Annotated in this window: 18 protein-coding genes; 4 read left to right on the top strand and 14 right to left on the bottom strand. The window is 52.1% G+C overall.

Annotated features, from left to right (window positions below; all coding sequences use genetic code 11):
* Positions 1 to 187 precede the first annotated feature (187 nt).
* From JJO78_RS20165 to JJO78_RS20195, 7 genes are all read right to left on the bottom strand, one after another.
* Positions 188 to 607 (bottom strand): hypothetical protein, encoded by a 420-nt coding sequence (locus tag JJO78_RS20165; RefSeq protein ID WP_273624555.1) that lies wholly within the window; start codon positions 605 to 607, stop codon positions 188 to 190.
* Positions 608 to 1,089: 482 nt separating this feature from the next.
* Complete coding sequence (locus tag JJO78_RS20170) at positions 1,090 to 1,281, bottom strand: hypothetical protein (RefSeq protein WP_273624556.1); 192 nt, start codon at positions 1,279 to 1,281, stop codon at positions 1,090 to 1,092.
* Complete coding sequence (locus JJO78_RS20175; RefSeq protein WP_273624557.1) at positions 1,282 to 1,491, bottom strand: hypothetical protein; 210 nt, start codon at positions 1,489 to 1,491, stop codon at positions 1,282 to 1,284.
* Entirely contained in the window at positions 1,488 to 1,811 is a 324-nt protein-coding gene (locus JJO78_RS20180; RefSeq protein WP_273624558.1) for a hypothetical protein, read from the bottom strand. The genes JJO78_RS20175 and JJO78_RS20180 overlap by 4 nt, the downstream gene beginning before the upstream one ends.
* Complete coding sequence (locus JJO78_RS20185) at positions 1,812 to 2,021, bottom strand: hypothetical protein (protein ID WP_273624560.1); 210 nt, start codon at positions 2,019 to 2,021, stop codon at positions 1,812 to 1,814.
* 107 nt (positions 2,022 to 2,128) lie between these two features.
* On the bottom strand, positions 2,129 to 2,644 hold the full coding sequence (locus JJO78_RS20190; protein ID WP_273624562.1) for a hypothetical protein: 516 nt from the start codon (positions 2,642 to 2,644) through the stop codon (positions 2,129 to 2,131).
* Entirely contained in the window at positions 2,641 to 2,826 is a 186-nt protein-coding gene (locus JJO78_RS20195) for a hypothetical protein (protein WP_273624564.1), read from the bottom strand. Before JJO78_RS20195 ends, JJO78_RS20190 begins: the two co-directional genes overlap by 4 nt.
* Before the next feature lie 189 nt (positions 2,827 to 3,015).
* Here JJO78_RS20195 and JJO78_RS20200 point away from each other — a divergent pair, with 189 nt between their 5' ends.
* The 4 genes from JJO78_RS20200 to JJO78_RS20215 all read left to right on the top strand — a co-directional run bounded on the left by JJO78_RS20200 (position 3,016) and on the right by JJO78_RS20215 (position 6,716).
* A complete protein-coding gene (locus tag JJO78_RS20200) occupies positions 3,016 to 4,293 on the top strand; it encodes an ATP-dependent DNA ligase (protein WP_273624566.1) in 1,278 nt (425 codons plus the stop codon).
* A gap of 90 nt (positions 4,294 to 4,383) precedes the next feature.
* Complete coding sequence (locus JJO78_RS20205; RefSeq protein ID WP_273624568.1) at positions 4,384 to 4,695, top strand: hypothetical protein; 312 nt, start codon at positions 4,384 to 4,386, stop codon at positions 4,693 to 4,695.
* Positions 4,696 to 4,710: 15 nt separating this feature from the next.
* Positions 4,711 to 4,932: a hypothetical protein gene (locus tag JJO78_RS20210; RefSeq protein WP_273624570.1), complete on the top strand. Its 222-nt coding sequence runs from the start codon at positions 4,711 to 4,713 to the stop codon at positions 4,930 to 4,932.
* A gap of 833 nt (positions 4,933 to 5,765) precedes the next feature.
* Positions 5,766 to 6,716, top strand: a complete 951-nt coding sequence (locus tag JJO78_RS20215; RefSeq protein ID WP_273624571.1) for a recombination-associated protein RdgC — start codon at positions 5,766 to 5,768, stop codon at positions 6,714 to 6,716.
* Positions 6,717 to 6,976: 260 nt separating this feature from the next.
* Here JJO78_RS20215 and JJO78_RS20220 read toward each other — a convergent pair whose 3' ends face one another.
* The 7 genes from JJO78_RS20220 to JJO78_RS20250 are packed head-to-tail and all read right to left on the bottom strand — an operon-like array spanning position 6,977 to position 11,883.
* Positions 6,977 to 7,372: a hypothetical protein gene (locus JJO78_RS20220; protein ID WP_273624573.1), complete on the bottom strand. Its 396-nt coding sequence runs from the start codon at positions 7,370 to 7,372 to the stop codon at positions 6,977 to 6,979.
* Between the two features lie 7 nt (positions 7,373 to 7,379).
* Positions 7,380 to 7,706 carry a hypothetical protein gene (locus JJO78_RS20225; RefSeq protein WP_273624574.1) on the bottom strand — a complete coding sequence of 109 codons (327 nt, stop codon included), beginning with the start codon at positions 7,704 to 7,706 and terminating at the stop codon, positions 7,380 to 7,382.
* 28 nt (positions 7,707 to 7,734) lie between these two features.
* A complete protein-coding gene (locus JJO78_RS20230; RefSeq protein ID WP_273624575.1) occupies positions 7,735 to 9,879 on the bottom strand; it encodes an Ig-like domain-containing protein in 2,145 nt (714 codons plus the stop codon).
* Positions 9,876 to 10,703, bottom strand: a complete 828-nt coding sequence (locus tag JJO78_RS20235; protein ID WP_273624577.1) for a hypothetical protein — start codon at positions 10,701 to 10,703, stop codon at positions 9,876 to 9,878. The genes JJO78_RS20230 and JJO78_RS20235 overlap by 4 nt, the downstream gene beginning before the upstream one ends.
* Complete coding sequence (locus tag JJO78_RS20240) at positions 10,703 to 10,984, bottom strand: hypothetical protein (protein WP_273624579.1); 282 nt, start codon at positions 10,982 to 10,984, stop codon at positions 10,703 to 10,705. Before JJO78_RS20240 ends, JJO78_RS20235 begins: the two co-directional genes overlap by 1 nt.
* Positions 10,981 to 11,451, bottom strand: a complete 471-nt coding sequence (locus JJO78_RS20245) for a DUF5675 family protein (protein ID WP_273624580.1) — start codon at positions 11,449 to 11,451, stop codon at positions 10,981 to 10,983. The genes JJO78_RS20240 and JJO78_RS20245 overlap by 4 nt, the downstream gene beginning before the upstream one ends.
* Positions 11,452 to 11,463: 12 nt before the next feature.
* The gene (locus JJO78_RS20250) at positions 11,464 to 11,883 is read right to left on the bottom strand and encodes a hypothetical protein (protein ID WP_273624582.1); all 420 of its coding nucleotides are present in this window, start codon (positions 11,881 to 11,883) and stop codon (positions 11,464 to 11,466) included.
* Between the last annotated feature and the right edge of the window lie 32 nt (positions 11,884 to 11,915).

Genomic DNA, 11,915 nt, shown 5'->3' on the forward strand with positions numbered 1-11,915 from the left:
GAACGTCAGAGCACCAGAAATGCAGGTAAGTACATGAAAGTATTGGATAGAACGTTCTCTGTGGCCCCGATGATGGATAGATTCCACAGAGAACGTGAGGTCAGTAGTCACAAGGGTTTTCAGGTAGGTCGGAAGCCAGTGGTACACTGATGGTACACTGGGAAATTATCGTTTGTTCTAGTTTGAGCTATTTCATTCCAATTCTACCGTCATTCACCTTAACTGACAGTTCATTCAGAAACTCCCTTCTTCTCTGCAACTGGTTCAGACGTTCCACATGAGGTTCAATATAGTACAGTTCTTCTTCCTCACTCCTGGCCGGAGGTAGGTTGCTCGGATGAATGAAGAACGGCACACCCACCGGCTCCCCATTCAGGTTCACCTGTTTCTTCGCTTCATTGTCCCGTTCAATATTGATGACCGCCTGTAACACACCACGGTCGAACGCACAGGTGATGGGAATGGCGGCATCCAGAAGTTCCTTGATCGGCAACCGACCGTCGAAGTACGTCTTCCGTGCCCAGTCGTAGCCATCCTGATATTGAATGTCGTCGAGGCGTTTCCGCCAGCGTTTGAATACGGTGGTGATCTTACTGATAATTTTCATTGGTGTTCTCCTGTTCAGGTTGGAGATTTCCCGGCCAACGAGTGATCGGTAATGACCATAGGAACCCGTTGTCACCTCGGTATACCACCTGGGGTTCGTGGTTTTCATGAAGGTGTTCTGTGTTCGTCACACCCTCGACCGTGTACCCGTTGTACTCACCCTTCGACGGATCAAAGGTATTATCAGCACGGCACCAGCGACTCCCTTTGGTTGGGTAATCCGCTTCAGTCCCGTCAAACGGCACTAGACCATCAGTGAGAACGGTATCTTTGATCACCTGTCTGAACCGACCGAGGTTACGGCGCGTCATGAATGGCTTCGCTCGATTGCAAAGATGGTTCACAGTGCTGGACGCAATCCGGGTTTCTTCCGCCTTCTCGCAATACCCGCGCCAGGCCCACTCTGTTTCCATCGACATATACCGAGTGTCATTATACAGGCGTTCCAATGGGAGCCCCTGTTTCTCTGCGAATCGTTCAAACTTACGTCGGTTCATTGGTCTGCTCCTTCTGCAACTGACTACGAATCTGCGTCGGAGACACATAGGCGGTTAATGTCACACCGTTCTTCAGGTGGATTTTGCAACATGAAGGGTTCCTGCTTGCTTCCACCCACAGAATTTCATCCGCAATCACGAACCCACCTCTTTTGTCCAACTCAACAATGTCCATCATTCACTCCTTAATAATCACTTTGTGACCCAGGCGGTGTTCGATCTCCCGCATGGTCAGTTCCTGTGGGGTCCTGAGATACAGGTAGTGGTTGATCCACTTCAGCCGCTCCTGCTGTCCTGCCAGTTTTGAACTGAGTTCGGCTATCCTGCGTTCACACCGTTCCTTGCTACCCTGCAGTTGTTCTACCGTCTGCCACTTCAGATCACTCATCCCCTGTAACCCTCCGGTTTCTTGTTGAATTCAAAACGAAGTGTGGGTCTCCGGTGATAGTTGCCTGTCATCGTCTTGATCACCGGTTCACCGTTGTCGAACGCGATAATCTGGCACCAGAACCAACGTTCACCACCCTTCCGTGTATACCAACCAGTCCATCCAACATGGAGCCCATCACGTCCGTCGTTATTCAGGACCGAATGAATCACCGTGCGAACCAGACCTTTAAGTGTTTCCTGTGTCAGGAATACACTCTGTTCTGTTAGCAACCGGTCACCTAGTTTCGCGGCGGCTGTTTCTAAAACCTGTTCCATCACTCAATCCTCCGCTATACCAATGTCTTCCACACAACCGTCGATTTCCCCGGAGTGAACCCAAACCTCGTTTTCAGATTCACCCATTCGCTCGGCACCTAGTAGTTGACAGTTGTCCCGCCCGGAAGCAATCTCTAACGCTTCTTCCTTGCTGTCCGCCTCAACCATGGTTGACATGCTTATGGTCACAAAACCAACAACTCGATACTCCATCACTCAATCCTTATCTCTGGTATTCAGTTCGTAGTTCAACACCAGTCCCGCCAGCACGATTAACGTCAGGACCACTGTCACCACAATTACATCCGCAACCAGGTGCATCACATCACCGAGGGACTGCCTGGGTGGAACAACATTCTTCTGGCGTCGAATACCAGGACGATCTCACCATCCAGCAATGGTGATGCCCGGACGAAATCCCGTAATTGTTGCCCGGGTTGCACCATGTGATCTGGCACCAGTATCACCGTGTGCTGGTTGATCCGGTCGAGCGTTCTGTCATCGACGTTCGGGTTGAGAACTCTTACCACCTGGCGGATTTCCAGTGTTCTCCGAATTGCAACCTGAGTCAGATATTCCTGATCCAGGCACTCCTGAACTTCCCGCATTTGCTGAAGCAGATAGGCAGCACTGACAGGAGATTCCGATTCACTCTCTGCACTGAATGTCACAGGATTGGTCAGACCACCGAAGAACCTGGACATGTTCTGCATGGTCAACTCCATATCGATCTCCCGGCACTCCCGCGTCCGGTCCTCTGTTTGAACCGATACGTCTTCACAGGTACCAACCTCAACACCGTTGATGGTCAACTTACCTCGCCCAATGTGTTTCATACCTTCGCTCCCACGTTCTCGTAATTCACTTTCTCGCCTTCGATAGTGGCTATCTGGCGACCCTTCTGAAGCTGCAGTGGACAATGGCTCCGGATGGTCCAGCCCTGATAGAGCATCCAATCCACCCGTCTCCTGGTATTCAACTGCAGCCGGCGTTCCAATCTAGGTTTCCTGTCGCTCATTGGTTGTTCCTTCTACCAGTGGTTGTAACAAGAGAAACAAGGGTGTGTCCCAATACTTCAAAGCACCTGACTGTTCCTCAATGATTCCCACTCTAGTCCAACGCGATTTTATTTACAACCATTAGTTGACAATAAAAGTTTCACGTTCTAAAGTTCAGCACACATCCGGACATAGACAGGAGAGAAGTAGTGAACACAACAGACGTATTGATAGAACTGGACAACCTGGCGGATATGACGCCGACTCAGAAGAAGGGGCGACTCAAAGACTTGCTCACAGATACAACCTTCAGTCGTGTCGTCAAGTTCGCGTTGGACCCATTCACTACCTACGGGATCAACAAGGTACCGATGCCACAGGAACGTGCGACGTTGAACTGGCATTTCGATGAAAACACATGGGTGCTACTGGAACACCTGGCTTCTCGACGGTTCACCGGTGGTGACGCTATCCATGAAGTGCTTGAAGAAATGTTTCGACTGAACAACGAATCCCGTGAGCTCCTGAAGCGCATTCTCACCAAAGACCTCCGGTGTGGTGTGACAGCGAAGACGATCAACAGTGTTGAACCCGGGATGATCCCCTCGTTCGACTGCCAGCTTGCTCACAAATACGAAGAACGCCACATCAAACAGTGGCCGGTCGCCGTGGAACCCAAGTATGACGGCATGCGGGCACTACTCATCCTGGAACACTCGGGTGGTCAGTTCGTCTCTCGCACCGGGAAACCGTACTCCGCGGTGCAATGGTTGGCGGATGAGATTCACAAGTGGATTTTCGTGGACCGTAACGCCCTACTCACGCCGATGTCGGGCATGGTGATCGATGGGGAATTGACAACACCGGGTGGTAACTTCTACGAAACAGGTGCAGTGCGAAGTAAGTTGGATTTTCGCCACGTTCGATTCATGGCGTTCGATATGCTCCGAACGTTGCACTTCAAGAAGGGTCACGACCCCTCACCCTACACCGAAAGAAGGATGGCACTGTCCATCTGGATCGAGGACATTAATCACACCCATGTGAAGAAGGCACCAGTGTGGTACGCCGGTAACCATGACGAGATCATGGAATACTACAACGGTGTCCGTGCGGAAGGTGGTGAGGGTGTGATCGTCAAGCCGACCGATGGTGAATACCACTGCAAGCGGTCCCGTAACTGGCTCAAGATCAAGGACCAGCAGACCGTCGATGCTCCCATTGTCGGCTTCGAGGAAGGCACCGGTAAGTACCAGGGCATGCTCGGCGCTGTCATCGTGGACCTCGATGGTGTGGAAGTACGGGTCGGGTCCGGATTCAGTGATGAGGAACGTCGAGCGATCTGGGTTACCCAGAGCTTCAAGGAAATGGAAAACCGAATGATGGAAATAGAATACCACGAAAAGACCCCCGACGGTTCCCTCAGACACCCGCGTTTCGTGCGGTTCCGGGACGATAAGCCGGTGGAGGATGGGGCTGGCGTTTAATTAATGTTTACAATTGGTTGTGTACTTGCGGTTGACACGTTGACTGATCTGTAATTATATACAGTGGTGTGAACAGCAAGGAGGTGCAGGATGAAAAACGTAATATTGGCGGTAGCAATGTCGTTGCCCATGACGACCATGGCGGGTGTATTTGCAGACAGCACACCGGTGTGCGTCTCCCTCACTCACTTAGAGCAGGCCAATGAGGCGAAGAAGCGTAACGACACCCGGGGAATGGGTTACCTGGTAGAAGAAGGTTACTGTTTCTACGCGAAATCCGGCACCGAGTACAGTGTTATCGACGTGAACTATCCTGAGAGTCCTACTGAGTGGGCGAAAATCAGGGTCTACACGGACAAGGGAGCCACTGAGCTTTTCACATGGTACGGGTTTGTAAGATAAATCGAAGGGAGAGTTATGGACATCAGAGACGATTTTGAAAGCATGGTGCAGCAGTATTTCCCAAACGCAGACTTCACTAGGGACTGTCAGCATTCTGAATTCTACAGGGATCAGGGGATACAAACGTCATGGGTGGGCTTTAAAGCACTCCACCTGTCAAACGAAGATACAACTAAAGGTGCCGAAATCAACCATGAAGACAGTGCCGGAAATTCTGAAACAATGGGAGCAGGATAACGGACGGTGTTGGGTTTCAGAAATCCAACGGATAGCTGAATCAGGATTGTCCTGGGCAGACGCCGCAGAGTTCTTCGATATACCGGCGTACCGACTGAAAGCATTCTGTCATCGCAGGGAATTCACGTTCCCGTGGCAAGGTCACAAGTCACCGGTTCAACGTGATCATCAGCGACGGATGACCCTGGACAATCCTTCATCAGGAAGACCACCGAAACTGTACACATACAAGGGTCAACGCTACTCGATCAAGGAGTTGGCGGCATTAGCTTCGCTCGATGATACAACCATAAGGTGTCGATTCAACAAGGGGTGGACGGTAGAGGAAGCTGTAGAAACACCTTACATGGATCGACAGGTTCGCGGTCGGTTAGGTGGACTCGAAACCAGGAGAAGGCATGGCACGACGAACAAGCCATTTGAAAACTATTGTGCTCCTAATGCGGCACATGGGTTACAAACCCCGGGAGATATGGGAGGACCTGAATGAACAACCACACATTGTTAGAAAGATCATCAGCGATCACCTCAATCGCTATTCACCGGAGAGAGTTGAAGCCATCCGGTAGACTCGCAAGCGGCAACGTCAGAACAAGGCAATGCGTAAGCGTCTGGCTGAACAGCAGTGATTTACTCCCTCCTGTGTCGTGTCCGCTGTTGATTGAAGTAGGTGAAGCACTGGTGCCGGCAGTACGCACCGGGTTCATCGCAAAGAAGTCGGATGACATGGAGTACCGACTTTCCAATGGTCGTCTGATACACGGCCGCTACCGTTGGACGTACCCGTAGGATCAGTGCGTCTGGATTTACAACCAATGAAAGGGTGATCAACTATGATGTTTAAGAACGCGGTGATCTTTACGTTCACCAAAGAGTGGTTCATCAGTCAGGGCGATCTCGAATCTGAACTGTGGGAAGAATTGTTCAAACCTGTCGGATCACAGGAGATCGGTCGTACCGGGTGGGTTCCGGCTTTACCGGGTGATGAATACATGGTGTTCGACACCAATGAATGTTTGTTTCTGCGACTTCGCAGTGACAAGAAGGTGCTGAAAGAGTCAGCAATCAAACGGAAGGTCGAGGACATCACCAGTGGTATCGAGCGGGAACAGGGACGTAAGGTCCGTAAAAAAGAGAAGGAGGAAATCCGGGAGACAGTGATTCTGGAACACCTACCTCACGCGCTCATCGACTCCACCTACACCGTTGGGTACATCGACCTGAAGAAGCAGTGGCTCATCGTCGAGGCGTCCAGCTTCAAAGGTGCCGAGGAATTCGCCTCGTTCCTACGACGTACTCTGGGGAGCCTGCCTGTCCGTGCGCCGGCGTTGGAGAACAGCGTTGGGTTCGAGCTCACTGGTGCCCTGGACCCGCATGCAGAGTTCAGTAGGTTGACCAGTAAATTCGACCTCGGTGAAGAATGCACCATGGTTGGTATCGACGGTGAGAAGGCCAACTTCAAGGACATGGACCTGACCAGTGAGGAAGTGACGAACCACATCACCGATTCCGCGATGTCGGTATCCAGCCTCCGGTTGGCCATGGAAGACGATGTTGCTTTCACTCTCACCGAAGATTTCCGGGTGAAGAAGATCAAGTTCCTCGACCAGTTCCAGGAAGACGTATTGAACTTTGAACCGGAAGACGAGGATATTGACGCCGGCCTGTCGTATGCCAGGACGACACTGTTCTTGATGACCGGGACGTTCCGGGTCCTGTTCGACGCTCTGATTGAGAGCATGGGAGGGATCGAGGAAGACTTCGACCCGCTGGAAGGGTTATAGCAAGCAGCCTTGAATCAGGGCACGTAGTTTCGTGTCTGACTTCCTGAGCCGTTCTCTCTCAACGAGGACGGCTTTTATTTTCTCACCTGGTGATGACCCCTTTCTCACCTCTCCTTCTGCACCAGGCACCTGGTCAGGCACTTTCTTCCGGTCAACGCAAGGCACGGGTACCGGCACACTCACTTCGACCGTCTCGACGCGCACAGGGTTGCTCCCACAACCAGACACCAGTGCAACAGTGAGCAACGCAATCAGATATTTCATAACCCTAGTGCCTCATCGATCAGGTTGATACCTTCCTTGCAGGTCTGGGCTCCGGAAGACTGCAGGCGTTCGATCATCTCGTCTGCCCGTTCAGACTGTTGCTCGGCTTCCCTGAGTGCGTCAGCAGCCTGATCTTGCTTCGACTGGGCAATCAGACGCCATTGTTCCACTGCGTTGTTCTGGCTGGCGACAGAGCCCTTCAGGTCCCTGATCTCTCCATCCTTACGTTCAATGGTTGTTTCGTGCTTCGCCACCGTGGTTTCAAGATTGGCCACCGTCAGCTTCAGGTGGTACACGTAAAACCCAACGCCGGCGACAACCACAAGGATACCCACCCACTTCCAGGGCACTCGTTTCAACGCTTCACCTGCAACAATGCCACCCAGAGCCATATCAACCTCACAGGTTGTGAATGTTCAGACCGAAGTCAGTAGACCCGTCGGCACCAGATACCACCATCCTGAAGGGCAGGGTCTTCGAGAACTTGAACCGCTCGGGACCAGGTTTGGTGCTGAATACCCAATCCGAATGTTCCGGTAGCGCCTCAAGGGTGTTGTCCGGGCGCTCGGTTTCAAAGATGAACTTCACCGTGGCGGCACCGAAGTTCCCGTAGAAACCCAGAATCACTTCTCCGGACAGTTGGAATGGAGGATCACCCGGGGCCGGGTAAGTCCCGTTCTCAGTGATATCATCGAAGACATTGGTTTCGTGAAAGTTACCAGACATGATTGTTACCTCTACTGTTAGTTGTATGTTAGCTCAATTTGAGACTGGATCGTAGTGAACCACGAAGTAACTGCCGCAGTAGTTTCGACGAGGGCGAGGTGGACGGTTCCACGATCTGCAGTGTCGCCGTTTCCACGGTCTCATTCCCGGCAGTATCAACACCGGTCAGCGTCATGTTGTAGGTGCCGATAGCCAGTTCGGGGAACTGTTGAGACCACGACCCACCCGATGGGGTGATGTTGTAGCTTGATGTGTGGGTAACATCGACGCCATCCAGATCGAGAGTCAGACTATCGGAGTCCCCTGCACTACCGGAAGCCGTTGGTGTGGTATCCATGGTGTTGATCGCACCGATAGAGATAGTCGGGGCAATGTCGTCCACGACCGTAACCTCGAACACATCCTGAATGCTGCCGTCGGCACTGAAGGCGGTTGCCGTCAGGTTGTACGGTGAAGCCTCAACATCATTCTTGTTCGTCTCGCCGGACAGAACGGAACCGGTAAACGATAATCCAGAGCCGGCCGGAATCCCGCTGAGGCTGTAGGACGAAGCACCAGAGAAATAATCATCCAGGTCCAGCGATACAACATCTTCCTCGCCAAGGTTGAGGTTCGGTACCGGGGTGTCCAGTACAGGGAGCACCGCTGCCCTGGTAGTAGCAGAAAGGCTGGATGACTCGCTACCGATTGAGATTGAACCGGTTGCCTCCGACGAGAAGTCGTCAATGGTCCTGATCCTCGGCTTAACCAGGTCGCCGGCTTGCACATTGGTACTGGTAGCGCTGAACCCGCCATAGCCAGAGCCGGAATCCACGGCGTACTGAACATACGTACCGGAGACAACAACGGCAATCTGTTCACCGGGGTCAATGCCGCTCACCAGGATCGGATCGAACTCAACCCACTGGTCGAGGGCCTGGTTAGTCAGGGGATCAACCGTGAAGGCGTCGGGATCGGTGTCTATCTGTTCTTCAACAGTGATCGTAGCTGTCCACTGAGCCGTCGTACCGTCCGCGTAAAGAATCTCAAGCGTTACCGTGTCATCACCCGTGAAACCCTCATCCGGGGTGTAGATATCATCGACGTCGTTACCCCAGAGACTGTCCGCCTCGGCCGTAGCAGCATCGATCGTACCGTTCGCTGGGGGTGTCACAATCCGGAAGTAACTGTCCTCTGTGAGCGACTGACCAGCAAACAAACTGTTACTGTCAACCGGCGCGTATGGCGCTGTGTACTGGTGCGTGATCGCGTAGGTCACACCGGAGATCGTGTCCGTTTCAGTGGCACCGGAGATCGTCACGTCATAGGTGCCCGCAGCCAGGGTTACCGGCATACGAACTTGGATCACATCATCCGCTGGATCGTTGTCAGGAATGCTCGGGAACGCCACACCACCGATGTCACCGGATGTGATCGACTCTGTGAAATCAGTAACGTTGATGTTGACCAGTTGACCCTGGTTTACGGCGTTGTCGCCGTCCACGTTGGAAATTGTGGGAGTATCAGTCGGATATGTGACCGGCGCAAAATCCGTGTCTGCAGTCACCGTACCAGACGGCGTAAGTACTAGGCCGCCCACCTGGTCGGTCCATGACGTAACATTGTCACTACCGTCAACAGCCAACCCGGCAACATCAATCCAAAGTGCGATAGGTGATGTCTCTGACGGCAACAGGTCTGGGTTTCCGCCGCCTACAATATGGGCCTCATCGGTCGCATCAACCTTTGCCGGGTAAATGGCAGCCATCCCAAACTTGCCACCATTGGCCGGCTGGTTACCACCATCAAGGCGGCCAAAAATGCGAAGAGCCGGTGACGCTGGTGTTTGAAATGCCCCAGTACCACCCCCGGCATCTACGGCGGCGGAATCGGTTACCAAACGTGGTACACCGTCTGATACCGACATTGAACCAATAACGCACTGCCAAGTATTGGCTACAGAACCGGCATCTTCTTCTGCACCGGAACCGAATGCCTGATCAACTCGGTGGCGAATCTTCCCGCCCCAGTTGTCAATTCTAACGGTATTGGAGGCTGTGTTAGCGTAGTAGAAAAAACTCTCAAAGCCGGCAGCGTTGGCGGTCTTGTACCATACCGCAATCGTGTAGGTGCCATCAGGAATGAGGTTCGCAGCGATATCCAGAAAGCCGCCTGTGCCTTTTACAAGACTCATTGTGCGAATCCCCCTGTTGCTATTTTAATGTCATCAAAGTCAACAGTGAACGGATTGTTGTCATTCTGAGCGGCGTTAAAGAATACAACCTTCTCGATAGGACCGTTATCGTAGTGCCTGTTAAATAATTTTGTGGCATGAAGAAACACCAATCCGTCTATTTCAACATAGAATTCACCATCTGGTTTTTCTGTCGCGGCGGAATTACCGGAGTTGTATCCACATATTGTTCTGAAGAAATGCCAATCAGTTCCCCAATCAACTTCAGTCCAGTTCCGACCTTGCGGCGTTAGTATTACTGCATCCGAGTTGCGACCAATGCTGTGTCCACTACCAGTAAATTCAAAGGTATTCTGTGTGTCATTACCCGTCGTGGAACCATCTCCGTAGCTCACATCTGACATAATTCCAGTGTTGTTCTTTGTACCAAACGTGACGTTAGCTACGCCAGCAGGGTCATCATCGATACCTTGTACCTTGTAAAACTTACAACCACCCATGTTCCCCGGCATCCTGGCCCAAAAGGATGTGTATAGTTTTCTAACTCCGTAAGGTATTGGTACTGAGATGTTGACATGAGAATCGGGATTCCCTGCTGTTATCGGGTACTGACCTCTTGCAAAACCCCCAGAGAAGTCAATGGAACCCCCAGATTTTGTAGACACAAACCAGTTGTTTGGGGCGCTTCCAGAATCGAAATTGCTTTGTTCAAGAATCGTTACCTGTTCAGATGACTCCAACGCAGCCACACTCAACCCAACAGCCGAAGCCACTCTATCAAGCGGGTCTACCACCCTTGGATCGTGCGCCTGGTTATTAGGCATCAGAGTTGTGTCCTTGTCTTGTTAGCAGTGACTTCGAACACCGAGTCGGCCATGTACCCGACCCCCATTGCAGCAACCAACGTAAGTTGCCCAGTGTCTGCCAACATGATGTATCCCACCAGGGAACCACAGATTGCGAGCGCCGTTTTGTAGGGGCGATCCCCAATGTAGGACTGAATGGTTTCCTTCTTATCGGTCTCTCGAAGCTGAACGACCGTCTTGAGAATGTGTGCCAGGTGTCCCAGTAACATCACAGTGAGGAAAATCACATGTTCATTCACGGGTATTCCCTCAGTTTCGGGATGATCTCAAGGGTGTGTTCTTCTTCACCGTTGAGCTCGTCCATCAGGATTTCAAAGGCGTCCATGCTACGACCAACACCCAACCGGTAGGTCCCCTGTGCATCCACCACCAGTCCGTAAGTCAAACCGGGACCAATACAACCCTTGAAGTTATGGGGCCAGTTGCCAGGGTGAATCATGATGTAGGTGCGACCGGTGACATCAGTGACTTCCCATCCTTCCAGGTACTTCCCACCGGTGGTGTCTTCAACCACGTTGGACCGACGTTTACGGAGGGTGTAAACACCGTCGGGGATACAAGACACGTAGGGTTTGTTACCCACCCATGCTCGTTCGACAGTGAATATGGATTTTCCGGAGGGGAGAGAAAGAGTGCCGAACATGCCGGCTACTTTAGAGGGGAGATCAGGACCGTCGTTGAATCGTACCAGTTGGAGGTGCGCCATGATGGCCTCCTGTTAATCGCCGTCTTTCGGACTCGAAACCAACTTCATCAGGTACCCCGTAAAATCCCGACGCATGGCATTAATGCCTTCGTTGAAGGTCGCAATTCCGTTTGTCAGGTCCTGCTTGATCTCACCGCGGAACTGGGCCAGTGATTCCCGCATCAGGGCGATGTCCTTATCATGGGTGTCCTGGGTGACGTATCGTTCCTTCACCTCGTTGACCCGACCATGAAGCTGTTCATGCCCTTCTTTCATGCGGTCCCGGAGGTCATCCAATCCACCTTCGAGTCTTCGCATTTCCTGGGAGTGTCGTTCCTCCATTCGGTCCTGACGGCTTTCTGCCTTCTTATCCAGAACCTTGACAATGCCAATACCGAAAACCAGAAGACCTACTGCGAAGCCGACAAACTGCCAAACGTCACCAGCATTCACGGATATACTCCCCACAACCGAAATCCATTTTT

The organism is Marinobacter sp. DS40M6, assembly GCF_028581595.1.
Classification (GTDB): Bacteria; Pseudomonadota; Gammaproteobacteria; order Pseudomonadales; family Oleiphilaceae; genus Marinobacter; species Marinobacter salarius.

Coding starts and splice junctions, on each gene's coding strand:
- JJO78_RS20170 (WP_273624556.1), bottom strand. CDS start 1,281: ATGATGGACATTGTTGAGTTGGACAAAAGAGGTGGGTTCGTGATTGCG.
- JJO78_RS20195 (WP_273624564.1), bottom strand. CDS start 2,826: ATGAGCGACAGGAAACCTAGATTGGAACGCCGGCTGCAGTTGAATACC.
- JJO78_RS20205 (WP_273624568.1), top strand. CDS start 4,384: ATGAAAAACGTAATATTGGCGGTAGCAATGTCGTTGCCCATGACGACC.
- JJO78_RS20215 (WP_273624571.1), top strand. CDS start 5,766: ATGATGTTTAAGAACGCGGTGATCTTTACGTTCACCAAAGAGTGGTTC.
- JJO78_RS20235 (WP_273624577.1), bottom strand. CDS start 10,703: ATGCCTAATAACCAGGCGCACGATCCAAGGGTGGTAGACCCGCTTGAT.
- JJO78_RS20220 (WP_273624573.1), bottom strand. CDS start 7,372: ATGGCTCTGGGTGGCATTGTTGCAGGTGAAGCGTTGAAACGAGTGCCC.
- JJO78_RS20165 (WP_273624555.1), bottom strand. CDS start 607: ATGAAAATTATCAGTAAGATCACCACCGTATTCAAACGCTGGCGGAAA.
- JJO78_RS20210 (WP_273624570.1), top strand. CDS start 4,711: ATGGACATCAGAGACGATTTTGAAAGCATGGTGCAGCAGTATTTCCCA.
- JJO78_RS20245 (WP_273624580.1), bottom strand. CDS start 11,451: ATGGCGCACCTCCAACTGGTACGATTCAACGACGGTCCTGATCTCCCC.
- JJO78_RS20185 (WP_273624560.1), bottom strand. CDS start 2,021: ATGGAGTATCGAGTTGTTGGTTTTGTGACCATAAGCATGTCAACCATG.
- JJO78_RS20225 (WP_273624574.1), bottom strand. CDS start 7,706: ATGTCTGGTAACTTTCACGAAACCAATGTCTTCGATGATATCACTGAG.
- JJO78_RS20230 (WP_273624575.1), bottom strand. CDS start 9,879: ATGAGTCTTGTAAAAGGCACAGGCGGCTTTCTGGATATCGCTGCGAAC.
- JJO78_RS20190 (WP_273624562.1), bottom strand. CDS start 2,644: ATGAAACACATTGGGCGAGGTAAGTTGACCATCAACGGTGTTGAGGTT.
- JJO78_RS20175 (WP_273624557.1), bottom strand. CDS start 1,491: ATGAGTGATCTGAAGTGGCAGACGGTAGAACAACTGCAGGGTAGCAAG.